Origin of the sequence: Cohnella rhizoplanae, from assembly GCF_948329515.1 — a bacterium.
Taxonomy (GTDB): Bacteria; Bacillota; Bacilli; order Paenibacillales; family Paenibacillaceae; genus Cohnella; species Cohnella rhizoplanae.
Genome location: NZ_CAOJCN010000002.1, coordinates 171,674 through 194,949 on the forward strand (window position 1 = coordinate 171,674; position 23,276 = coordinate 194,949).

At 62.2% G+C, this 23,276-nt stretch carries 19 protein-coding genes; 17 read left to right on the forward strand and 2 right to left on the reverse strand.

Annotation, left to right across the window (positions count from 1 at the left end; translation table 11 throughout):
• Positions 1–322 precede the first annotated feature (322 nt).
• Entirely contained in the window at positions 323–1,552 is a 1,230-nt protein-coding gene (locus PQG80_RS05085; protein WP_271750135.1) for an MFS transporter, read from the reverse strand.
• A 113-nt stretch (positions 1,553–1,665) separates the two neighbouring features.
• Between PQG80_RS05085 and PQG80_RS05090 the strand changes: the two genes are divergently transcribed.
• The 13 genes from PQG80_RS05090 to PQG80_RS05150 all read left to right on the forward strand — a co-directional run bounded on the left by PQG80_RS05090 (position 1,666) and on the right by PQG80_RS05150 (position 16,480).
• Entirely contained in the window at positions 1,666–2,067 is a 402-nt protein-coding gene (locus tag PQG80_RS05090; RefSeq protein ID WP_271750136.1) for a hypothetical protein, read from the forward strand.
• Between the two features lie 42 nt (positions 2,068–2,109).
• The gene (locus PQG80_RS05095) at positions 2,110–2,556 is read left to right on the forward strand and encodes a hypothetical protein (RefSeq protein WP_271750137.1); all 447 of its coding nucleotides are present in this window, start codon (positions 2,110–2,112) and stop codon (positions 2,554–2,556) included.
• The gene (locus tag PQG80_RS05100) at positions 2,553–3,674 is read left to right on the forward strand and encodes a transglutaminase domain-containing protein (RefSeq protein ID WP_271750138.1); all 1,122 of its coding nucleotides are present in this window, start codon (positions 2,553–2,555) and stop codon (positions 3,672–3,674) included. Before PQG80_RS05095 ends, PQG80_RS05100 begins: the two co-directional genes overlap by 4 nt.
• A 556-nt stretch (positions 3,675–4,230) precedes the next feature.
• Positions 4,231–6,252 carry a peptidoglycan D,D-transpeptidase FtsI family protein gene (locus tag PQG80_RS05105; protein WP_271750139.1) on the forward strand — a complete coding sequence of 674 codons (2,022 nt, stop codon included), beginning with the start codon at positions 4,231–4,233 and terminating at the stop codon, positions 6,250–6,252.
• 229 nt (positions 6,253–6,481) lie between these two features.
• Complete coding sequence (locus tag PQG80_RS05110) at positions 6,482–7,186, forward strand: response regulator transcription factor (RefSeq protein ID WP_271750140.1); 705 nt, start codon at positions 6,482–6,484, stop codon at positions 7,184–7,186.
• Positions 7,170–8,636: a sensor histidine kinase gene (locus PQG80_RS05115; protein WP_271750141.1), complete on the forward strand. Its 1,467-nt coding sequence runs from the start codon at positions 7,170–7,172 to the stop codon at positions 8,634–8,636. The genes PQG80_RS05110 and PQG80_RS05115 overlap by 17 nt, the downstream gene beginning before the upstream one ends.
• Positions 8,637–8,736: 100 nt before the next feature.
• Positions 8,737–9,849, forward strand: a complete 1,113-nt coding sequence (locus PQG80_RS05120; protein WP_271750142.1) for a TolB-like translocation protein — start codon at positions 8,737–8,739, stop codon at positions 9,847–9,849.
• A gap of 111 nt (positions 9,850–9,960) precedes the next feature.
• On the forward strand, positions 9,961–12,009 hold the full coding sequence (locus PQG80_RS05125; protein WP_271750143.1) for a peptidoglycan D,D-transpeptidase FtsI family protein: 2,049 nt from the start codon (positions 9,961–9,963) through the stop codon (positions 12,007–12,009).
• Between the two features lie 156 nt (positions 12,010–12,165).
• Positions 12,166–12,909 carry a Cof-type HAD-IIB family hydrolase gene (locus PQG80_RS05130; RefSeq protein ID WP_271750144.1) on the forward strand — a complete coding sequence of 248 codons (744 nt, stop codon included), beginning with the start codon at positions 12,166–12,168 and terminating at the stop codon, positions 12,907–12,909.
• Between the two features lie 7 nt (positions 12,910–12,916).
• Positions 12,917–13,396, forward strand: coding sequence for a DUF456 domain-containing protein (locus PQG80_RS05135; protein WP_271750145.1), 480 nt, complete (start codon positions 12,917–12,919; stop codon positions 13,394–13,396).
• 21 nt (positions 13,397–13,417) lie between these two features.
• Positions 13,418–15,085 (forward strand): putative polysaccharide biosynthesis protein, encoded by a 1,668-nt coding sequence (locus tag PQG80_RS05140; protein ID WP_271750146.1) that lies wholly within the window; start codon positions 13,418–13,420, stop codon positions 15,083–15,085.
• Between the two features lie 154 nt (positions 15,086–15,239).
• On the forward strand, positions 15,240–16,070 hold the full coding sequence (locus PQG80_RS05145) for a GNAT family N-acetyltransferase (protein ID WP_271750147.1): 831 nt from the start codon (positions 15,240–15,242) through the stop codon (positions 16,068–16,070).
• The gene (locus PQG80_RS05150) at positions 16,067–16,480 is read left to right on the forward strand and encodes a VOC family protein (protein ID WP_271750148.1); all 414 of its coding nucleotides are present in this window, start codon (positions 16,067–16,069) and stop codon (positions 16,478–16,480) included. The genes PQG80_RS05145 and PQG80_RS05150 overlap by 4 nt, the downstream gene beginning before the upstream one ends.
• Before the next feature lie 209 nt (positions 16,481–16,689).
• On the opposite strand, the gene PQG80_RS05155 is transcribed toward PQG80_RS05150, so the two are convergent.
• Positions 16,690–17,802 (reverse strand): DUF2515 family protein, encoded by a 1,113-nt coding sequence (locus PQG80_RS05155; protein WP_271750149.1) that lies wholly within the window; start codon positions 17,800–17,802, stop codon positions 16,690–16,692.
• 401 nt (positions 17,803–18,203) lie between these two features.
• Here PQG80_RS05155 and PQG80_RS05160 point away from each other — a divergent pair, with 401 nt between their 5' ends.
• From PQG80_RS05160 to PQG80_RS05175, 4 genes are all read left to right on the forward strand, one after another.
• On the forward strand, positions 18,204–19,739 hold the full coding sequence (locus PQG80_RS05160) for a stalk domain-containing protein (protein WP_271750150.1): 1,536 nt from the start codon (positions 18,204–18,206) through the stop codon (positions 19,737–19,739).
• Positions 19,740–19,853: 114 nt separating this feature from the next.
• A complete protein-coding gene (locus tag PQG80_RS05165) occupies positions 19,854–20,204 on the forward strand; it encodes a thioredoxin family protein (protein WP_271750151.1) in 351 nt (116 codons plus the stop codon).
• A gap of 216 nt (positions 20,205–20,420) precedes the next feature.
• Positions 20,421–21,449, forward strand: a complete 1,029-nt coding sequence (locus PQG80_RS05170; RefSeq protein ID WP_271750152.1) for a COX15/CtaA family protein — start codon at positions 20,421–20,423, stop codon at positions 21,447–21,449.
• Between the two features lie 18 nt (positions 21,450–21,467).
• Positions 21,468–23,243, forward strand: a complete 1,776-nt coding sequence (locus tag PQG80_RS05175; RefSeq protein WP_271750153.1) for a UbiD family decarboxylase — start codon at positions 21,468–21,470, stop codon at positions 23,241–23,243.
• Positions 23,244–23,276: the final 33 nt, after the last annotated feature.

Sequence of the window (23,276 nt, forward strand, 5' to 3'; positions counted from 1 at the left end):
CAGTTCGCGCCGAGGGCTGCGCGGAATAAGAATGCGGCGTATCGTTATATGGGCGCTGCGCCAGGATCCGGGCGGAATAGGGATGTGGCGCAGCGCTATATGGGCATTGCGCCAGAATCTGCGCGGAATAAGGATGCGGCGCATCCTTATCATCGCATTGCGATAACAACCGTCTGCCTTAGAAGTGTAGGGCGTCCTGCCGTGTGACGCTAATCGTTTCCGTCCAACGCATAAAAACAGACCGTATCCGAAATCCGGATGCGGTCTGTTTGGGTTCGCGGTCATCGACCGCGCGTCTGCCCCGATCTCGTCCCCGCGATCGTCAAGCGTGCGGCGCTGCCGGCTGGGGATGCCAGCCCTGCTTGTAAGCGGGCTTGGGGGCGAGCGCGATGAGAGCCAGCATCAGGATGGCGAAGGAGAGGAAGAAGGGGGATAGATGTCCACGCAGGGCGCCTGCAGCGACGGGGCCCAGAAATGCGCCGATCGAAGACGCGATCGCCATGAGCGAGAACGTCCTGCCGTAGCGGGCCGGACCGCTTAGCTGCAGCAGGAACGAAGTCATCGCGGGGAAGATGACGCCCTTGGCCATGCCGACGACGAAGAGCAGCGCCATCATCGGAAACGGCCAGTCCGAAGCGAGCCCGTAGTACGCCAGCGCCAGCAGCAGCACCCCGACGATGCAGCGCGAATATGGCAGGTACCGCTGCAAGAACAGCAAGCCCAGCGTGGCGAGCGCGCCCAGGCTTACGACGGAGAATAGGATGCCGGTGGTCAGCACGCCGCCGTCTTCCGCCCCGATCGCCCGCAGCGGCAGCTCGAAGGAGAGAATGCCCTGCGCGAACGCCATAGCGACCGGCAGCAGGAACACGGCCCAAGGGAACCGTCCCCTCGCGACGGGCGGCTCGGACGTGTCGGCAGCTTCCGGCGCGGGCGCGGGGGAAGCGGCGTGCCCGGCGGCCAGCGCGGCTTCTCCGGCTAAGCCGTCCGCGTCCTGCGTGCCGGCTTGCCGGGGATCGCGCACGAACCAGAGCGACAGCAAGCCGGTGGCGAGCAGGCCCCAGCCGAGAATGGCGAACGACTGCGCGAAGCCGACCTTGGCGGCGAGGTAGGCGCCGGCGGCAGGAGATACGACGGACGCGATCGTATGGACGAGCCCGTTGCCCGCCATCAGCTTGCCGCGATGGACCTGATCCCGCGCCAGCTTCGCGAGGAGCGACAGACACGCAGGCGACAGGAAGGCCAGCACGAACCCGCTTACCGAACGGACGTAGAGCAGATGCCAAGGATCCGTCACCCTAGATTGCAGCAGGAGCAGCACGCCCGCGCCGACCAGGCTTGCCGAGATAAAAAAGCGGCTCCCGAACCGGTCGACGCCATACCCGGCCATCAGATTGCCCGGCAGGTGCGTGAGCGAGTACATGCCCATCACGAGCCCGATGAACGAGGGCGCGGCGCCGAGGGAGACGGCGAAAGGGGTGAGCATCGGGTACTGGGCGTGCAGATCGAAGAAAGCGACGAATAAAAACAAGTACAGCCAGATCGCCATTCTCACCGGCGTTCGCCTCCATTTTCCCAAAGACGCCGGACAGGCGCCTAAAACGTTAATCTACTTGTACGCCGGCTTGGCCGAGGATATGACCGGGATCGCGGAACCTCGCGCCAAAAATGGGCTTGAAAGTGTATTTGCTGCGCGCCGCCGGAAGCTTGCTGGCGCTGATGGCCGCGGGCATCGCGCTGAGCCGGAGGGAAGCGCTTGTTTACTTTTCGCATGGCGACCGCCTCGCGAGCATATTCTATTTGCTGGCAGTCTATCTTGTGTGCGGGTTGTTCATCAGCGCGCTAGCGTTCGTGCAGGCTTATACGATGCGCAATTCGCTATTCGGACGGCTGTATCTGCCGATCGGCTTCGCGACCTGCTTCCTTCCGGGAATGATGATGCGCTGGGCGGTCACGGATGCGGTGCTGACCGGGGGCGTCGACGCCGCTTACTGGATCGGCGCCGTCGCGGCGAGCAGGAATTTAAATTCCGGTCCTAAGTCCGGGGTTTTACGCGGGGCAAATCTGTAAAGTATAATAGAGTACAGATTTATAGCTATGGAGGAGATCCTTATGAGCTTCGAGCCCGAAGCCTGGAAACAGTTCGTCACCGATCACTGGGTGCTGATCCTGATCGCGGTCGTCGCGCTGCTGGTCATATTGAACGTGGTGAAAACCGTGCTGAAGTGGGTGCTCGCCGCGGCGGTCATCGTCGGCGTCGTCGTCTACGGCGGCTATACGGTGAATGATCTGAAGGAGATCGGCGGGCAAGTCGTAGAGACGGCCACGTCGGCCGTGAAGGACGAAGCGGCCAAGGCGATGGCCGACGAGGCCAAGAACGCGACGTATACGTTGAACCCGGACGGCACCTATCTCGTCAAATCTCCGAATCTGGAATTGACGGGCACGCCGAATTCGGGCGAGGTGGACGTGAAGTTCCGGAGCGTGTCTCTCGGTACGTGGAAAATGGAAGGGCCCGTTCGCGACTTCGTGACGACGGCGCTCCAAGCATCGAAATGAGCTGGCTCGACGGGAACTTCGTCACCCTAGCGCTGCTGGCGCTCGTCGCGGTGTCGCTGCTCCAAGGCATGCGGCGGGGCGCCAAGGGCTCCGCCAAGCAGCTGTTCCTGTTCCTGTCGGGCGCGATACTGACGCTGCTCGCGATGGGGGCGGCCGCGTGGTGCGCGTCGGCGGCGTCGCCCGCCGTTCAGCGCTGGCTCGAGGCGCGCAGCTGGGCCATGCCCGCTGCCGACGCTTCGACGTGGCGCCAGCTCGGCTACACCGCTTTTTCCGGCGTGCGGGATCTCCCGCTGCTGCGCTTTGCCGTACTGTTTCTGATTGCCTACCTGCTGCTTCGCTCTCTGCTCGGCACGGTTTCCTCGCTGCTCATTCGCGTGGGCGCCGCGCCTTTTGTTCTTGTGCCGGGCGGGGGCCCCGTGAGCCGGACCGTAGGCGGCCTGATCGGCGCCGCGCTGGGCGGCGGACGGGCGATCCTCGTGACCGCCGTCCTGTTCGCCTACTGCGCGCTGTCGCCGCAGAGCGTGTTCGCCCAGTACATCGAGCAATCCGGGCTCTATCGCGAAGCCGCCGCGCAGATCATCAAGCCCGCCGCCGGCGATCTGCTGACGGAGCGGCTGCCGGTGCTGGCCGCCTCGATGCAGGGCGAGATGGATAAGCTGTGGCAGAAGCGCTACGACATCATCGACGCGGATCTGCCGACCGACATCGTGAGCGCTGCCAAGGAAGTGACCGCTGGCGCGGACGGCGACGAGGCCAAGGCGCGGGCGCTGTACGAGTGGGTAGGCACCCGCGTCGCCTACGACAACGGGAAGGCCGAAGCCTACGAGCAGCGCGGGGAGTGGCGCGAGCAGTCGCCGGAGGACACGTTCCGCACGCGCGAGGGCGTGTGCATCGACTACGCGCGGCTGTACGCGGCCATGGCGCGGTCGGTCGGCCTGAACGTGCGGGTGGTGACGGGGCAAGGCTACGACGGCCAAGGCGGATATGGGCCGCACGCCTGGAACGAGGTGCTGCTCGGCGACCGCGGCGCGTGGATCCCGCTCGACTCGACCTGGGCCCGTACGGGCGACTGGTTCAATCCGCCGCGCTTCGACGACACGCATATCCGCTCCGCTTGAGCGGATAGCGGAATAAAGTTCCGCTATGACGCCGAGTAACAGGGTTTGTGGGCGGATAGCGGAAAAAAGTTCCGCTATGGCGCCGAGTAACAGGGTTTGCGGACGGATAGCGGAAATAAGTTCCGCTATGGCGCCGAGTAACAGGGTTTGCGGGCGGATAGCGGAATAAAGTTCCGCTATGACGCCGAGTAACAGGGTTAGTGGGCGGATAGCGGAAAAAAGTTCCGCTATGGCGCCGAGTAACAGGGTTTGCGGGCGGATAGCGGAAAAAGTTCCGCTATGGCGCCGAGTAACAGGGTTTGCGGGCGGATAGCGGAAAAAAGTTCCGCTATGGCGACGAGTAAGAGGGTTTGCGGGCGGATAGCGGAAAAAAGTTCCGCTATGGCGCCGAGTAACAGGGTTTGTGGGCGGATAGCGGAAAAAAGTTCCGCTATGGCGCCGAGTAACAGGGTTTGCGGGCGGATAGCGGAAAAAAGTTCCGCTATAGCGCCGAGTACGTTAGTTTGCGAGTGGATAGTGGTTAAAACGCGCTTAGCATCACAGGAGGATCTGCCTTATGAGCGACAAGCTGACGGAAGAGGCGGTGCGGAGAGAGCTCCGCAACCGCCGCCACTTCAGCATTCGTCTGAACTTTTTCTTTTTCACCGTATTCGGATTGTTCTCGGTCCTGATCATTCGGCTTGCTTACCTGCAGTTCGTCGACGGGCCGAGCCTGAAGCAGCAGGAGCACCAGATGGCGACCAAAAACGTGTCGATCCCGCCGATCCGCGGCAACATTTACGACGCGACGGGATTTCCGATCGCGTACTCTACGTCGACGCAGTCGCTCTACTTTACGCTGGAGCCGGGCACCAAAAAGGATGCCGGACTCGCGCTGGCCTCGCGCATCGAGGCGGTGTTCAAGCAGTATGGGGATCCCGCGGAGGAGCCGCTCACGGCGGCGGAGATTTTCGAAGACATGGACTTCGGGGGCAAGGTTCACTATCCCTTCCAGCAGCGGCGGATCAAGTCGGGGCTGACGGAGAAAGAGATCGCCTACTTCAGCGAGCATCGCGACCAGTTCGAGGGCGTCGACATCGTCGAAGAGAGCATACGCCAATACAGCAAGGATCGCGTGGCCACCCAGCTCGTCGGCTATATGAAGCAGCTGTCGGGCGCGACTTCGCTCGATTTTTACAAAGATATCAACGACGAGCAGGACGATCCCACGCTTAAGTACCTGGATACGGAGGATGTCGGCTTCGACGGTCTCGAGCTCATGTATCAGACCGAGCTGCGCGGGCGCAACGGCCTCAAGTCGTATCCGGTCAATAATCAGAGTCAGATCATCGGCCCGATGGAGCTGACCAAGCCCGTCAAGGGAGACAATCTGTTCCTGACGATCAACAAGGACGTGCAGCTGGCGACCCAGACCGCGATCACCGAGCATCTCCAGAAGATCCGCACGTCGAACAACAAGCAGGAGCGCGCTCCCAACGCCAAGACGGGATACGCGGTGGCGATGGAGGTCAAGACGGGCAAGGTGGTCGCGATGGCGAGCATGCCAGACTACGACGCGAACATGTGGCAGGGCGGCATCAGCGCAAAGAATTACGAGCAGTTCCAGTTCTACCTGAGCAACGGCGCGATCCGCGAGGTCCAGGCGCCTTATGAGGACGAGAAGGAACGCAAGAAGCATCCGTCCTCGCTCGTGAATCTGGGCTCCACGCAGAAGCCGCTCACGATCCTGCTCGGCCTGAACGAAGGCTTGATCACCACGGGCTCGACGTTTCCCGATCCGGGCTACTTCGAGTTCGGACGCGAAGGCCACGAGACGAGGGTCCGCAACGCGGGCAGCGCGGCGAACGGCACGTTGACGCCTTCCTCGGCGATCGCCCACTCCTCCAATGCCTACATGGCGGGCATGGTGGGCAACAGGCTCTATATGCGGGACGGCACCAAGGGCCTGGACGTCTGGGACAAGTACATGAAGGAATTCGGGCTCGGCGTGAAGACCCAGAGCGGGTTGCCCGGCGAGTCCAAAGGCTCGGTCAACTATTATATCGAGTCCAAGCGCGGCAGCGCCCAGTCTGCGCTCATCTACGCGTCGTTCGGGCAGCAGGGCCGCTACACCGCGCTGCAGCTGGCGCAGTACGCGACGACGCTCGCGAGCCGGGGCACGCGCCTCAAGCCGCAGTTCGTCGAGCGCATCGAGGACACGGACGGCAACATCGTGCAGAACTACAAGGCCCAGGCGCTCAATCGGATCGACTTCCCGTCGAGCTACTGGCAGACGATCGAGACCGGGATGTCGCAGGTCAAGGTGCAGGGCTTCGAAGACTTCAAGTATTCGTTCCGGCGCAAGACCGGCACGTCTGAGCAGGACGTCGGCGGCGGCCGCGTCGAGAACGCGGTGTTCATCGCCTACGCGCCGGCGAACGATCCCAAGCTCGCGGTCGCGGTCGTCGTGCCCGAGGGCGGCTACGGCGGCTGGGGCGCGGCGCCGATCGCGCGCAAGATCTTCGACGCGTACGACGCGGCTGTAGGCTTGACGGATGCGGGGCCGGCGAAGACGGATAAGACGGCGACGGGGAATTGATTCGGGAGCCGTCTTGGTTCAAGCAAATGCAAATCGCAGGAACGAATAGCTCCGCCCGCCGACCGGCGCCTCTCGCGAGAACCGGCCGTCGGGCGGGGCTTTTTATATGGCTTTCCTTTACAATGACGCCCAACTACAATACGATATTTGGCGAAAACGAATGATCGTTTAATGCCAAACGCGCCCAATGGGCTGCGGCGCAGCAGATGCGGAACGGAGGAATCGGTCGATGCGCGAAAAAGTGATGGTGATCGAGGACGAGCGTAAAATCGCCGAGGCGATCGCCTATGCCCTCCGCAGGGAGGGCTATGAGGTCGAAGTGGTCCATGACGGCGGCGAGGCGCTTGCAAGACTTAGCTTATTCGCCCCCGACGCCATGATCCTGGACGTGATGCTGCCCGGCCTGGACGGCTACGATATTCTCAAGAAGCTGCAAAGTAAAGGGCGGATCGGCGTCATCATGCTGACGGCCAAGGAAGATATCGTCAACAAGGTACTCGGGCTGGAGCTGGGCGCGGACGACTATATGACCAAGCCGTTCGACATGCGGGAGCTGCTGGCGCGATTGAAGTCGCTGCTGCGAAGGATGCAGGCGGCCGGAGAAAAAGAGGAGCCCGTGCAGATCGAACTGGGGGGCGTCGCGCTGCATATCGGTAAACGGCGGGCGACGGCCGGCGGGCGGCAGATGGACCTGACGCCCAAGGAATTCGATCTGCTCGCGCAGCTGGCCGCCCGGCCCGGTCAAGTATTCACGCGGGAGCAGCTATTGGACCTGGTGTGGGGAATGGACTTTGCAGGCGGTACGCGGACCGTGGATATCCACGTACAGCGGCTGAGAAAGAAGCTTGGCGCCGCGTTTAGCGAATTGATCCAGACCGTGCACGGGATCGGTTATAAAGCCGCGGGAGGCGGGGGCTTTGAGAATCAGCATTAAAATCAAAACGAGCGTCTTTCTGGCCGCGCTGCTGCTGTTGACGGTCATCGTCATGAGTCTGCTCGTGCTGCAGGGGATTCAGAAAAACCAGCGCGCGCAGGTCGAACAGTATCTGGCCCAGCAAGCTTCTACGGCGAACCTATACTTGCTCCAGTCGCTGATGACCGGGTCGATCAAGGTGCCCGAGACGTATCTCTCGTCCAAGGGAGAGGAATTTGCCGGACAGCTGGAATGGATCAGCGGACAGACCGTCGAGCTGTACGACCTGGCAGGCAAGGCGCTGTTTAAAAACCGTTCCGGCACGCTGTCGGACGGCATCCGCCGAACGCTGGCATTCGCGCTGGACGATAAGACGGCTTACTTGGTCGAAGGAAACGCGTTATATTACCTGGCTCCCCTGCGCGTCGGCGACGAGCAGGTAGGGGTCGTACAGTTCTATTACGATCTGGCCGGGAATGCCGTTTTTTACGATCAGATCAAGAGGCTTTTTGTATATATCGGCGCAGGCACGTTTTTTCTCAGTTTTATTTTGGCTTATATCTATTTTAATTCTCTCTCCGGCGGCATCATCAAGCTGAACCGCGCGGTGAACCGGATCAGGGAGGGCAGCTATGACACGATCCGTCTCAGGCGGAAGGACGAGATCGGCGAGCTCGGCGAAGGGATCCGCATGATGAGCGAACGCATCCGGCGCACGATCCGGGACAAGGACGAGGAACGCGAGAAGCTGAAGCTGGCGGTCGACAAGCTGTCCCGGCTGGACCGGCAACAGAAGCAGTTCATCGGCAACGTCACGCACGAATTCAAAACGCCGTTAACGTCGATCAAAGCTTATCTAGACCTGATGGACATGTATCCGGACGACGAGGCGCTGCTGCGAACGGCCAAGACGAATATCGAGGGCGATACGCAGCGCTTGTACGAGATGGTCGAAAAGGTGCTGCAGTTGTCCGCGCTGGAGAAATACGACTTTGAGTTCAATAAGGAAAAGGTGGATGTGCGTCATGCGATCCGGTCGGTGCTTGGCAGCCTGAAGGGCAAGATGGACAAATTCGGCCTCCGTATGGAAACGGATCTGTCGGAGGCGACGGCGATAGCCGACGGCGATAGCTTCACGATCGTGCTGGTGAATCTGCTGGACAACGCCATCAAGTACAACAAGCCCAAGGGGCGCATCGGCGTCAAATGCGAGGAGCGGGACGGGCAGGTCGTCATCGAGATCGCCGATACGGGCATCGGCATTCCGCCAGCCGTCGCGCATAAAATATTCGAGCCTTTTTATACGGTGGACAAGAACCGGTCCCGGGAAAGCGGCGGGGCCGGACTGGGACTCGCGCTGGCTAAAAGGTATGCCGAAACGCAGGGGGGCTCCATCGCGCTCGTGCGATCGGATGCGGAGGGGACGACCTTCAGAATCGCGTATCCGGCTTGGGGCGGCGGAAGCTCTTAAACTGTGATCAAATTCGATAACTTTGTTTACAATTTCGAAATATCCGGCCGTACTTTATCAACAATCGGTTGGTAAATTGTATGGCAAGGAGGCGATTCAAATGAAGGCAAATCGAATCAAAAACGCGGTCGTCGTTCCGGCGCTGCTGATGGCGCTCGCCGCATGCAGCGACCAGGAGGCCGGCAACCGGGAGGTCATCAAGGAGCCGGGCAAGACGATAACGGTGATCGACAGTGCCGGCCGGGAGACGGGCGCGCTCGATATCTCCATAGACGCGATCGAACCTCACGAGCACGTCGCGATTACCGATTGGCTCGACGACGAGACGGCGGTAGCGATCAAAGCCAATGAAGCGTTAGGCAAGATGAGCTTGGCGGAGCTGTCGGATGCCTATCCGCGCAGCCTGTACCGGTACCATCTCGGTACCAAGGCCTTCGAGCCGCTCGTCGAACGGAAAGACGCGTTCTTAGGAGACGGCGAGCTGTCTCCCGATCGCAAGCATCTGCTCTACAGCGAATACTCGCTGGGCGACCCCGCGTATCATGTACTGAACCTGGAGACGATGAAGTCGTTCGCCATCGCCGGAGGTCCGACCGCGGGCGCGATGAGCGCGCACTGGACCGACGACGGCAAGGCAATCGGCGCCGCCTACGGCGGCGGGGCCTACACGGCGAGCCCGGACGGGCAGATCGAGGCGGTAAAAGGCCTTCCCGCAGAAGGCTTGATCATCGTCCGCCAGATGAAGGGCAAGATCTACTACAACGCCAACGCGGACGAATCGCTGCACATGCTGGATCTGGCCACGAACAAGCGGACCGCTTTGAATCTTGCGCGCGTATCGACGCTGCTGCCTTCTCCGGACGGCAATCAGATGCTGGCGCTGCAGTATAACGATTCCCAAAAGACATTGACGATGTACGACGCCGACGGCGCTCATCCCAAAGTCATAGCCCAAGGCACGGAACTCGGCGGCGTCTCCTGGTCGCCGGACCAGCGGCTGATCGCTTATAGCCTAAAGGGGGCTGCGGGCGGAACGAGCGGGAATGGCCTGTATGTTTACGACCTGCTGACCGACAAGGCTACGCGGATCGCGGTGGACGTCGAGAACGCGCAGACGGCGTGGAGTCCTTCCGGCCAAGCGCTGGCTTATGCCGTATGGGACGGCAGCGAGTTCGACAGCAGCATCGTGCGTCTGACGCTGGGGGTTAAGTAGAGAGGTCATTTTCGCCCGCCGGGGCATTCCGGAGCAGGTCGTCCGCCCCTGCTCCGCGACTCTATTTGTGCTAGAATAGGAGGGAGTCCGAGCCGGGAGGGAAGCTTCGAGATGAACGCCCAAGTCAAGACAGAAGAGCAGAAAAAAAAGGAATTCCGCAACCGCCGCCACTTCAGCATCAGGCTCAACGTTTTTTTCATGCTCACCTTTCTCCTGTTTTCCATGCTGATCGTCCGGCTCGCTTATCTCCAGTTCGTAGAGGGCCCGAGCCTCAAGGAGCGCCAGACGAGCCTGATCACGAAGGGCGTATCCATCCCGCCGATCCGCGGCAACATTTACGATTCCAAGGGACTGCCGATCGCGTATTCGATCTCGACCCAGTCGCTCTACTTTACGCTGAAGACGGGCATGAAGCAGGACACGGCGGAGGCGCTCGCGGCCAAGCTCGTGCAGCTGTTCGGACAATTCGGCGACAAGACGGCGAAACCGCTGACCGCGGAAGACGTCGTGAAGGCGATGGACGTCAAGGGCAGGACGCATCTGCCGTTCCAGCAGCGCCGGATCAAGTCGGGACTGACCAAGGAAGAGATCGCCTATCTCAGCGAGCACCGCGACGAGTATCCGGACATCGAGATCGTCGAGGAGAGCATCCGCCAGTACAGCCCCGATCGGGTCGCGGCCCAGCTGGTGGGCTATATGGCCAAGATGAAGGGCGCCAAGGAGAATCTCGACTTTTACAAAAAAATTAACGAAGACCAATCGGACCCCGTGCTGAAGTATCTGGACACGGAGGATGTCGGCTACGACGGCATCGAGCTCATGTACCAGAAGGAGCTGCGCGGCCAGAACGGCTACAAGTCCTACCAGATCGACAGCATGAGCCGGATCGTCGGCGACATGAAGCTGACCAAGCCGGTCAAGGGACAGAACCTGTTCCTCACGATCAACCGCAACGTCCAGCTTACCGCGCAGCAGGCCATCCTCGACCAGATCGCGGCGACCCGCGCCTCGACGGTCAAGACGCTCAAGGACGCGCAGCCGACGACGGGGTACGCGGTCGCGATCGAGGTGGCCACGGGCAAGGTGGTGGCGATGGCGAGCATGCCGGACTATGACACGAACATCTGGCAGGGCGGCGTCAGCCAAGAGGAACTGGACGCCATCACGCCGGCGATGGGCAACGGCGCGATCCGGGAGGTATTTCCGCCGTACGCCGATCCCAAGGAACGCTCGCAGCATCCGACCTCTCTCGTACCGCTGGGTTCGACGCAGAAGCCGCTGACGATCCTGACCGGACTGATGGAAAAGGTCATCACGCCTTCGTCCAGTTGGACGGATCCGGGCTATTTCCAGTTCGGACGCGACGGCCAAGCGGAAGTACAGAATGCGGGCCGTGCCTACAACGGCTCGCTCACGCCGACCAAGGCGATCGCCAAGTCCTCGAACGCGTTCATGGCGAAGATGGTGGGCAACGAGCTCTATCTGCGCAAAGGCAAAAAAAGCGTCGATATCTGGGACCAGCACATGAAGCAGTTCGGTCTCGGCGTGAAAACCGGCAGCGGACTGCCGAAGGAATCCCCGGGCATCGTGGATTACTTCACGAGCGCGACGCGGGACAGCTACCAGTCCGCGATGATCTACGCTTCCTTCGGACAGCAGGGCAAGTACACGGCGCTGCAGCTCGCGCAATATGCGGCGACGCTCGCGAGCCACGGCAAGCGGATGAAGCCGCTGCTCGTCGATCATACGACGGATGCGGAGGGCAACGTCGTGACGACGACGAAGCCGGAGGTGCTGAACGAGGTCAAGCTGCCGGATTCATACTGGAGCACGATCGAGAACGGCATGGCGCAGGTCAGCGTGCAGGGCTTCGAGAACGTGCGCTACGACTTTTACCGCAAGACCGGCACGTCCCAGCAGCAGGGTGTCGGCAAGCGCAAATTCGTGGAGAACGCGGTCTTCATCGCCTTCGCCCCGCAGGATAAGCCGAAGCTCGCGGTCGCGGTCATCGTGCCGGACGGCGGTTACGGCGGCTGGGGCGCCGCGCCGATCGCGCGCAAGATCTTCGACGCCTACGACGCCGAGGTCGGCCTGACGGACGCGGGTCCGAGACCGCCGCTCGGGACGAACGCGGCGATCGACATGACGCAGCAGCCTTGATTGACCGACCTAGCGGGCGGGATGCCGCCCGCCGCGCCCCGTTCAGCCGCAGCGAAGCGGCGGGACGGGGCTTGTCGTTTTTTACCCCCTTATTATGTTAGAATGACTTAGATTGCAAGCAGGCTGCGGCCGACATCAGAAGGAGTGGTAGGCTAGGTGGTCAAGTACAAGCTGCTGGCGCTCGATCTGGACGGGACGCTGCTGAACGACAGGCAAGAGATCAGCGATACCAACAAGGAATGGATCCGCAAGGCGACGGAAGCCGGCGTGACGGTCATCGCATCGACCGGCCGGGGATTCCCGACGGCGCTGCCGATCGTGGAGCAGCTCGGGCTGGACTCGCCGATGATCACGGTCAACGGCGGCGAGGTCTGGTCCAAGCCGCACAGCATCCACAGGCGCGTCTCTCTGGATACGGACAAGATCATGAAGCTGCACATGCTCGCGGAGCGGCTGCCGGTCGCGTGGTTCTGGGCGTATGCGACCGACGGTATCTACAACAGGGAACAATGGGTAGACGATACGTATTCGCGCACGTGGCTCAAGTTCGGCTACTACGACGAAGACGCGTCGGTCGTCGCCAAGCTGTGGGAAGAGCTGCTGACGTGGGAAGGCCTCGAGCTCACCAACTCGTCGCCGTTCAACATCGAGGTGAATCCGAAGGGCGTGACCAAGGCGACGGCGATCGAAGAGGTATGCCGCATGATCGGCTGCGACATCTCCGAGGCCGTAGCCGTCGGCGACAGTCTGAACGACCTGGCGGCCATCCGCGCAGCGGGTCTTGGCGTCGCGATGGGCAATGCGCAGGACGCCGTCAAGGCGGAAGCCGACGCGGTGACGGGCACGAACAACGAGCACGGCGTGGCGCAAGTGATTCAAAACTATATTTTAAAGGCGTGATCTCCGAATGGATATTCTGGGCTGGGTGCTTGTCATCGCGTTGTTCGCGGTCGGTCTCGCGGGTGCCGTCTATCCGATTCTCCCGGGAGCGCTGGCGATCTACTTCGCCTTCTTCGTCTACGGCTGGTTTTTCTCGTTCGAGCCGTTCGGCTGGTGGTTCTGGAGTTTCCAGACGATCATCGTCATCATTCTGTTCATAGCGGACTACGTGGTGAATGCCTGGGGCGTCAAGCGCTTCGGCGGATCGAAGGCAAGCGTCTGGGGCAGCACCATCGGCGTCATCATCGGTCCGTTCGTCATTCCGGCCTTCGGCCTGATCATCGGCCCGTTCGCCGGCGCCTTCCTCGGCGAGCTCGTGAGCGGATCGAATATGAAGAAGGCGCTGCTCGTCGGCTGGGGCTCGCTCGTAGGCTTGTTCACCAGCACGGTGGCGAAGATCGTCTTCCAGGTGGCGATGATCGTCATCTTCTTCATCTGGCTAATCTAGCGATAGGAATGATACCCGTACATGGTTAAAAAGGATTCGCTCATCAAAGGCACGCTTATTCTGACGGCGGCGGCCTTGGTCGCGCGCGTGATCGGAATCTTCCAGCGCGTGCCGCTCTCGGAGGTCATGGACGAGGTCGGCATCAGCGCCTTCGGGGTCTCGAACAATGTATATCTGTTGCTGCTTGTCTTTGCGACCGCGGGCATCCCGAGCGCGGTCAGCAAGATGGTCTCGGAGCGCGTCGAACTCGGGCGGGGAAACGAGGTCAGGCGTATTTTCCGGGCGGCGCTCCGATTTGGCGCGATTGCCGGCATCACGCTCACGATCGGCCTGCTGCTGCTGGCGCCGGTCTACACATGGCTGGCCGGCACGGAGCATGCGACGCTTGCCATTCGGGCGATTGCGCCATCGCTGCTGCTGTTTCCCATAATCGCGATGATGCGAGGCTACTTCCAAGGCCGTCAAATGATGATGGCGGGCGGCGTATCTCAAGTCGTAGAGCAGATCGCCCGCGTCGTGACGGCGATCGGAATCGTATTCGCGATGCACGGCTGGGGCTACGGCAATGAAAAAATGGCGGCCGGCGGGGCGCTCGGCAGCGTCGTCGGCAGCGTCGGCGCGTTCGCCGTCATGCTTTACTATGCCGTCAAGCTCAGGAAAAGCGATGAGCGCACGGGCGAACTGAATCGGACGGAAAAGACGTTTGCCACCGGGTCACGTGCCGGCGGACCTCCGGTACTTCGTTCGAATCGCGATATTTACCGCGCCATTTTTCGCATTTCCATCCCCATTCTGGTGACGGCGATGACCGTCCAGGCGATCTATATCATCGACCAATCGCTGCTTACGCGGCTCAGCGAATGGCGATTTGGCGAGGCGAAGACGCTGAACTGGCTCGCGGATCTGACCAACAACGCCCAGGCCATCGCCGGCATCCCGCCGGTGCTCGCGATCGCGCTCAGTCAGTCGATCCTGCCCGTGCTCTCCGCTGCCTTTGCGTCCGGCGACAGAGAGCGGGTGACCGGTCAGGCGACCTTGGCGCTCAGGATCGGGATTTTCTCCGGCATGCCGATCGTGCTGTTAATGACGGTCGGCGCCCATGCGATCAACGGGTTGTTATTTCCGAATCCGGACGCGAGCCTCATCGTCGGCATGCTGGCGGGGGGCACGATTTTCCAGATTACGATGATGACCTCGAACTCCATTCTGTTCGGGCTGGGCCAGCAGCGACTCGCGATGAAGCATACGCTCGTGGGGATCCTCGTCAAGCTGGTGCTGACGCTGATCTTGACGCCTCTCTTCGGCGTGTACGGGTTGGTGTCCGCGACGACGCTCTGCTTCATGTTCGCCACGATGACGAACATGATGTCGATCCGCAAGCGGGCCGGCGTGCGCGCGCTGGGCGACCGCTGGACGGGCTTCGCCGCTACGGTGCTGCTGCTCTCCGCGGCGGGCGGCTTGCTCGTGTACGCCGTGCTGCACCTGACGGCGCCGCTCGGCGGCAAGTGGCCGTATCTGCTCACCACGGGCGCCCTCGGCCTGCTGATCTGCGCCGTGTATCCGGTGCTGCTGACCGCGTTCGGCGTGCTTCGCGCGGAAGACCTGGAGTCGTATCCGGCACGCATCCGGCGGGTGCTGCGCCCGTTCCTGCGCTTTGCGCGCGGCAGGCGCGCGCGTAGCGCGGTATAACAAGTATATCGGGAAGGCCCCGTCCGAATGGATGGGGTCTTTTCCGTGTACTTTGATAAATTATACTTGATTTTCCAGGAGTTCCATTTGATAATTTATGGTTACAGCGCAGAAACAGGGCAAGAAGTCAGCATAATCTAAGGGGGCTTTGCCTATGAAGCTTGAACGTCTGACGGTCAACGACGCCGTTCTGCTGGACGCCTTCCGACAAGACGAAGTGCCTTACAATCTCGTCTATCGCGTACTCGATTCGAACGAAGCGTTGGGGTGGAAGGCAGAGGACGGCCGCATGCTGTTCGTCCAGACGCCCGGGTACAACGGCTGGCTATGGGTCTCGCCGGGGGCATCGTCCGCGTATCGCGAAGACGCGATCGGCGCGTTAATTGAGCGTTTGAAGGACGTTCCCCTATTGCCAGGGGTTACGGCGAAGCCGGGGGTGGCGGAGGCGTTCGCAGCAGCTTATGCAACGGACAGAGGAACCGGCTGTCATCCCTATATGACATTAGACGCGTACCACTGTCTCGCGGTGAACAAGCCCGAGGGCGTGAGCGGAGCGTTACGGCCGGCGGACGAACGCGATCTGCGCACGATAGCCGCTTTCTTCGCGGGGTTCGCACGGGACGCGCACGGCGTATCCGCCGATACGGACAGCCAATTGCAAGCCGCGTCAGGCGCGATCGGCACGGGCAATCTGTACCTGTGGGAAACGGACGGCGCCGTCGTCTCCATCGCGAACATCGCTCACCGTTCGTCCCGCCACGGACGCATCAATGCCGTGTACACGCCGCCTGAGCGTCGCAACCGGGGATTCGCGGGCGCGCTGGTCGCCGAACTCAGCGCCATGCTGCTGCGGGAGCGTCTGACGCCGATGCTGTATACCAACGCCGCGAACCCGATCGCGAGCCGCGCGTATCGCAAAGTCGGTTTTACCGAGATGGGATCGATCTTGGACATCCGATTCGGACAGGGAGGAAGAGGAGAATGACGATGAACGCGAATACGTCGGAAGAGCGACCGGCTCCTGCGAATCCGATTATGCGCAGGGTGGCGAGCGTGTTTATCCCGGTGAAAGACATCGAGCGGTCGAGGTCCTGGTACTGCCGCCTGCTCGGATACGAGGAGCGCGAATGCGAGATCTTGTTCGGCCATCTCTGCGTGCTGCCGCTGGACGGGACCGACATCGTACTCGATACGATGCCGCGGTGGGGAGGCGCCGAGCCGGGCGGGGCACCGGCGATCGGGACGCCGGCGCTCATGCTGCCGACGGCGGACCTCGAGGGCTCGATGGCGTACGTAGACGCGCTCGGGGCGGAGCGGGTCACGGATATCGAGAACGGACATTGGTTCGTGTTCAAGGACCCTGACGGCAACAAGCTGATGATCTGTAAGAGCTAGACACGCGGAGGCATGAACATGCATGCGCCGTCTAACGGGGCTGCAGAACTTCGGCATGCGTCGAGTTATGCGGCAGTATCGCGCAACGGAGGCGCACAATGGAGGCAAAATGAGCGGCTTAGTGGCCCGAGTTAGGTGACATAAACGCGCATTGAAGCCTATGTGCGTCTACCGGGCCGAGTTAGGCGATGGAGGTACATTCGCGGCCTTCACCTTGTCTGCGATTCCTGCCTCATACTCTCCAGCGCCAGCGCCGCCGCCTCCAGTTTGCGTTGGCCGAAGACATGCTCATGCGTCATGGCGAAGACGATCGGCGCGCGCAAGGACCTGAAGTGCTTGAGGACGTCGAGATCGGTCAGCCAATCTCCTTCATGCACGCAGCCGAGCGGCCGGTCGGGCCAGGCGTCGGAGAGCTCGGGGCTGTACCAGAGGCGTTCGGCGCCGCCGCGGGCCGCTGATTCTTTCCCTTCCATTTCCCCCGGATCCGCTGTCGCACCCCATGGCGTAAACCGGCCAGGCCAATAGTCGGCCCGCGAGCCGGTGTGTCTGACCCGCTCGGCGAAGGCAAGCGCGCCGTCAAGCACCTTGGGATAGGCGAACAGCATGGCATAGAGGCACTTGCCGAAGGCGATGCGCTCGTCCACGTTCGCGAACGATTCGAGCACGCGGCCCGCAAGATGCGGACCATGCGTCACCCCACCTTCAGCCCCATGCGCCGCCCCGTCGACCGCGCCGTGCCCGGAGCCGCTACTGGCGGCCGCGCCGCCGAGCGGCACGATCACCTGCTGCAGCTGCAGCGGTCTCATCCCTTTGAACGCCGCCGATCTCAGCACCGTGTCCTTGTAGGCCGGATCCTGCACGATGCGCCGCTCGATCACGTGCTGCTCGTTCACGATAAGCGCGACCGTCAGCGGAGCGGGATCCCGCTCGATCCAGAAGCGCTCCCAGAACGGCATCATGAACGCCGAGACGCCGAAGGCGGGCAGCAGCGAGAAACGGCTGCGGCCGATTCGCCGGCTCTCCGCATACAGCCGAAGCTGGGGATAGGCGTCGCGGAAGATTAACGCGTTGCACGATTCGAGCATGCCGAACAGGGTCGCCCTGTCCCGCTGCGTCAGCAGCTTGGGCAGCCAGGCGCCCTGCAAGTCGGTCATGTTCCACCCGCCGTTGCGCGACACCAGGTGCGCGAGCAGCGCCCAATGCAGCTCCGGATAGGCCTTATACAGCTCCCAGTAAGCCGCCGTGCGCGTCACGTTGTTGCGATTGCGAGCGTCTGTCTCCTCGCGGACGCACGCGACGAGCGCGGCGTTGGATGCGTCCAAGTCGGACGACGCTCCGCGCCAGCCCCTGGTAATCTCCCCGTTCAGCTCGGATTCCGCCCAGGCGGCGATCCCCTTCGGCAGCCTCAGGGACCTCCGGGGACGCGCGAGCCGGGCGGATTCGAGCAGCGCCGACCCCTTGAGGGCGGCGCCTCTAATCAGGCCTGCGCTTATTTTAGTCCACGCCGGCCTGTCGGTTTTTCCCCGCTTTTGTCGGTAGGCGCCCGTCGTGTCTTCGATCGCCTTCGCCCCCTCTCTCCATTTCGATGAATCGGTCTACTTGGAAGGATTTCCATATGACGCGTCGAACTATCCATAACTGGGTATCAGTTAATTGGATATCATTGGATGTCATGCGAACATCGGGAGGGATTGGCGTAGTGGGGAAAAAGAGGTCGCGCGGCTTGGGACTGGCATTGGTTGCCATGCTGATCGCCGTACTCGTCGGCTGTCAAGCCGTGGGCGGCGTGAATTTGAACGAGGTGCTGACGAAGCAGCTCGATGTCCGGTCGTCCGCGGGCAGCGGATCCTTCGAGATCGAGCTGAATTGGGACGAAGACGCGCTCGCCGAGGAAGACGCGGAGACGCAGAGACTGGTCAAACTGTTCAGCAAGGTGAAGCTGCAGCTCGATCAGGCGCAATCGGACGACAAAGGCAACGTAAAGGCGAGCGGCAAGCTGTCCCTGGGCAAAGGGGATATTCCGTTCGCGCTGCAGATCGACCCGACGACGGTCCTGCTGACGGTAGAAGGCGCGAAGCGCCCGCTCCTGATCGATGCCGGAGAATTCGGTGAGGGCCTCATGCCCGGCGAGGACATGATGGTCCCCGGGCTCGGCGATATGACGTCCAAGATCGCGGAGGAAGCGTTCAGAGACGCGCTGAAGCAGGTGGGGTCCTACGTGGTCGGACACCTGCCGAACCCGCCGCGCATTCAAGCCGAAGCGGTCCAGCTGCCGATCAACGGCACGCCGACCGATCTGATGAAGGTTCACGCGGAGTTGAACGGCAAGGAACTGGGCGAGCTCATCCCCGTATTCCTGGATTCGCTGCTCTCGGACGGCCAAGGCGTGAGGAGCCTGCTCGAACGGCTCGCCGCTTGGGCGTCGGACCTGCCGCCGGAGCTCAAGGAAGCGCTCGGCATCGCGCCGGAGGATACGGATTGGACGCAGGAGGAAGTGACGCAGGCCGCGCAGGAACTGCTTGACGGCGTCAAGGAGCTCCGCGACGAATACGATGAAGCGAGCCGGGAAGAAGACTGGCAGGAGACGTTTAACGAGTCGCTGACCTTCAAGGCCGACCTGTATGCCGACAAGTCCCTTCACATCCGCAAGTCCGACGTCGAGATCGCGCTGGGCGAAGGCTTGTTCACGGAAGAAGACCTGCCGCTCAAGGGCGTGGTCATCCGGACCTCCCAGGAGCTCTGGAACATCAACGAGGACGTCGGTCTCGGCGAGGTCGCAGCGCCGGCGAACGCCATGACGGTCGAGGAACTGGCGAACCTGAACCCGCGCAAGCTCCTGAATCAGCTGAGCGTGAATTCGGTCGTATACGACGTCTTGAAGAACGACATGGAGATCGACGATCAGTCGTTTACGCTGAGCTCCGATTGGGGCGTGCCGTTCGCGAGCGACGACGACGGCAACCTGTACGTGCCGGTCAAGGAGACGATGCGTCAACTGGGCAACCCGATCACGTTCGAAGCGAAGACCAAGCAGATCCGGTTCTACGACGAGCCGACAGTCCAGGAATTCGTGCTCACCCTCGGATCCGACCAAGCGCTCGTCAATGGCGAGAAGGTGCAGCTGCAAGCGCCCGTCGCACGGCTCGGAGGCGTATCCTACATGAGCGCGGACGACCTGCTCGGACTGCTGCATGCGACGTATACGCTGAGCGAGGGTTATGACGGCGAGCAGCTGATGGACGTGGAGCGGGATCTGTAACGATGCGCGACAGAGCCCTTGGCGGCAGCCGGTTGTACGTCGGCGCGAACGGGCGTATAATGACCGTTAACGAACCGGACGCCGACACGGCGCCCGCCAAGGGGGACATGAGGCATGGAGAAAATAACGAACGAATCCGACTTCCGGGAACGCGTCGGCGCGTATGAATTGACCGTGGCGGTGTTCAAGACCACGTGGTGCCCGGACTGTCACTTTATCAATCCGTTCATGCCCGATCTCGAAGCGTCCTATGCCGACCGGCTCCGCTTCATCGAGATCGACCGCGACGATATGCCTGACCTGTGCAGCGAGCTGAATATCCTGGGCATCCCGAGCTTCATCGCTTTCCGCGAAGGCCGGGAGCTGGTCCGCTTCGTGAGCAAGCTCCGCAAGTCGCGCGAGGAGATCGAGCAATTCCTCGACCGCGCGGTCGCGGTATCCGCGGAGATCGCGCCGAAGGCCTGATCGAAGCGTCCGGCAAGCAGCCCCCGAGTCCGTGCGAGAGCCCGGTTCGGGGGCTGTTTTTATGCGCCGGAAAAGGGTCATTTTAGACACCTTTGTGACACTCTTCACAATGCTGCGGTCCGTTCACACTTTGAACATAGCATTGACCGCGGACGCTCGGGTATAATGAAATCGGGCCGAAGCCGACTACTTCATTATAGAAATCAGGGATGAAATATGACTGCTAGAGCTTACAGGCTGCTGGCCTTGTGGAGCTGCATCGGCATGCTGCTCGTGCTCATCGCCGGCGTCGTCGTCACCAATACGGAATCGGGCCGCGGCTGCGGCACGGACTGGCCGCTGTGCCACGGGAAGTTCATTCCCGCCTACACGGTCGAATCGATCGTTGAATACACCCACCGCGCGGTGAGCGGTCTCGAGGGCTTGCTGGTCTTCGCCGTGTTCCTGCTCACGATGCGATTGAAGCCGGCGAGCAGCGAAGCCCGCCTGTACGCGGGCGCCGCTTTGCTCTTTACGATTTTCCAGGCCGTGCTCGGGATGTTGGCCGTCATCATGCCTACGTCCGACGCCGTCCTCGCCATTCACTTCGGCATCTCGATGGTCGCCTTCACCAGTACCTGGCTGCTATACGCCTGGGCTAGACGCTGGGATCGCGCGCTCCGCACGGGCGATGCGGGGCAGTGGCCGATTCCGGCGAAGGAAGTGCCGTCCCCGGCGTCGCTCGGGTCCGCGCAGCAGCGCAAGCCCGCCGCGCCTGCGCGACCGGCCGACCGGACAAGCCTCGGCGGACGCATCGCGCCCTCGGGTCTGTTCGGATGGATACTCGCCATTATCATCTACTGTTACGGCGTCGTGTACCTGGGCGCTTACGTACGCCACACCGACTCGGCGGGCGGCTGTATCGGCTGGCCGCTCTGCAACGGCGAAGTCGTGCCGGAGCTGAACGGCGCGACCGGCATCGTGTTCCTGCACAGGGTCGGCGCGATCCTGCTGTTCCTGTTCATCGCCGCGATCGTCCTGCTCGTCCGGCGCCGCACCGGCGGACGCGAGGAGCTGAGCCGGATCGGCTACGTATCGCTTGCCCTCGTCCTGCTGCAGAGCCTCAGCGGCTGGCTGCTCACCGCAACCCTCGAGCATCACGACGTCTATGTCTTTACCAGCTTGTTGCATACCATCATCATATCCATCTTGTTCAGCGCGCTGTGCCTATGGGCGATCCGCGCGTGGCAGCTATCCCGACGCTGACGCCACTGGAGGAATCATATGACTTTTTCTTCGCTTCGTCCATTTCTGGAAATGCTGAGGCAGGAGGGCGACCTGGCCGTCATCGAGACGCCGGTCGACCCCGTGCTGGAGATTGCCGAGATACACCGCCGGGTCATCGATGCAGAGGGCCCGGCTTTGCTGTTCACGAATGTCAAAGGCGCCGCGTTCCCGGTCGTCACCAACCTGTTCGGCACAAGCCGCCGCGTCGACCGTGCCTTCGGACCGCGCCCCGAGCAGCTGGTGAACCGTCTGATCGGCGCGATGGATACGCTCATGCCGCCGACGCTGCCCGCGCTCTGGCGGGAGAAGGACATGCTGCTCGACCTGATGAAGGTCGGCATGAAGAAGGTATCGCAGGACGCCGCGCCCGTACTCGGCGTATCCAAGCGCGAGCGGCCGCTGGCAGGGCTGCCTGCGCTCACCTGCTGGCAGGAGGACGGGGGTCCGTTCATCACGCTGCCGCTCGTCTACACCGAATCCCCCGCGCACGGCAAGAAGCACAATCTAGGCATGTACCGGATGCAGGTGTACGACGATTCGACGACCGGCATGCACTGGCAGATCCACAAGGGCGGCGGCTTCCACTATCACGAGGCGGAGCAGTTGAACCGCGCTTTGCCCGTGTCCGTATTCCTCGGCGGCCCGCCCGCGCTCATCGCCTCGGCGATCGCGCCGGCGCCCGAAGGGCTGCCGGAGCTGCTGCTCACCTCGCTCATCCTGGGCGGCAAGCTGCCGATGGCCGAGGACCCGCTCGGCGGGCACCGCATCCCGGCAGAGGCAGAGTTCGCCATCAAGGGCAGCGTGCCGCCGCATCTGCGCCGTCCCGAGGGACCGTTCGGCGACCACTTCGGCTATTATTCGCTTACGCACGATTTTCCCGTGTTCAACGTCGACCATGTCTGGCACCGCAAGGACGCGATCTACCCCGCGACCATCGTCGGCAAGCCGCGCCAGGAGGACTATTACCTGGGCGAGTTCCTGCAGCGGCTGCTGTCGCCCGCGTTCCCCATGGTCATGCCGGGCATCCGCAGCCTATGGACGTACGCCGAGACGGGTTTCCACGCGCTGGCGTCCGCCGTCGTCCGCGAGAGCTATTCGCGCGAGGCGCTCGGCACCGCCTTCAGCATCCTCGGGCAGGGCCAGCTGTCGCTGACCAAGTTCCTCATGCTGACGGACCGTCCGGTCGAGCTGGAGCATTTCGGAGAGCTGCTGACCGCCGTGCTGGAGCGCTTCGATCCACTCAAGGACCTGTTCGTGTTCGACAATACGTCGCACGACACGCTGGACTATACCGGACGCAGACTCAATCACGGCTCCAAAGCCGTCATGCTGGGCGTCGGCGATCCGATCCGCGAGCTGCCGCGCGAATATACGGGCGGCGACTTGCCCGGCATCGCGGACATCCGCGTGTTCGGCCCCGGCTGCCTCGTCGTGAGCGGGGACGCCTTCGAGCGCGCGCCGGAGCTGGCCGAGCGGCTGGCCGAGACCTTATCCGGGAGCGGCGACTGGCAGTGGCCGCTTATCGTTCTGGCGGACGACGCGAGTATCGCGGCCTCGGAGCGCCAGTTCCTGTGGACCGTGTTCACGCGGTTCAATCCGGCGCACGACATGTACGCCAAGACGATCGCGAGCCGCCACCACATCGGCTACGGACTGCCGATCGTCATCGACGCGCGCATGAAGCCGGGGTATCCGGACGAGCTGTTCCCGCGCGAGGACATCGTGAAGCTGGTGGACGACCGCTGGCGCGAGTACGGGATTCGCAAGCTTTAACGGGTTCTACGAAGCAAGGACGCAGCGACATTC

Coding starts and splice junctions, on each gene's coding strand:
- PQG80_RS05120 (WP_271750142.1), top strand. CDS start 8,737: ATGAAGGCAAATCGAATCAAAAACGCGGTCGTCGTTCCGGCGCTGCTG.
- PQG80_RS05105 (WP_271750139.1), top strand. CDS start 4,231: ATGAGCGACAAGCTGACGGAAGAGGCGGTGCGGAGAGAGCTCCGCAAC.
- PQG80_RS05175 (WP_271750153.1), top strand. CDS start 21,468: ATGACTTTTTCTTCGCTTCGTCCATTTCTGGAAATGCTGAGGCAGGAG.
- PQG80_RS05165 (WP_271750151.1), top strand. CDS start 19,854: ATGGAGAAAATAACGAACGAATCCGACTTCCGGGAACGCGTCGGCGCG.
- PQG80_RS05125 (WP_271750143.1), top strand. CDS start 9,961: ATGAACGCCCAAGTCAAGACAGAAGAGCAGAAAAAAAAGGAATTCCGC.
- PQG80_RS05150 (WP_271750148.1), top strand. CDS start 16,067: ATGACGATGAACGCGAATACGTCGGAAGAGCGACCGGCTCCTGCGAAT.
- PQG80_RS05095 (WP_271750137.1), top strand. CDS start 2,110: ATGAGCTTCGAGCCCGAAGCCTGGAAACAGTTCGTCACCGATCACTGG.
- PQG80_RS05140 (WP_271750146.1), top strand. CDS start 13,418: ATGGTTAAAAAGGATTCGCTCATCAAAGGCACGCTTATTCTGACGGCG.
- PQG80_RS05170 (WP_271750152.1), top strand. CDS start 20,421: ATGACTGCTAGAGCTTACAGGCTGCTGGCCTTGTGGAGCTGCATCGGC.
- PQG80_RS05100 (WP_271750138.1), top strand. CDS start 2,553: ATGAGCTGGCTCGACGGGAACTTCGTCACCCTAGCGCTGCTGGCGCTC.
- PQG80_RS05135 (WP_271750145.1), top strand. CDS start 12,917: ATGGATATTCTGGGCTGGGTGCTTGTCATCGCGTTGTTCGCGGTCGGT.
- PQG80_RS05145 (WP_271750147.1), top strand. CDS start 15,240: ATGAAGCTTGAACGTCTGACGGTCAACGACGCCGTTCTGCTGGACGCC.
- PQG80_RS05090 (WP_271750136.1), top strand. CDS start 1,666: ATGGGCTTGAAAGTGTATTTGCTGCGCGCCGCCGGAAGCTTGCTGGCG.
- PQG80_RS05110 (WP_271750140.1), top strand. CDS start 6,482: ATGCGCGAAAAAGTGATGGTGATCGAGGACGAGCGTAAAATCGCCGAG.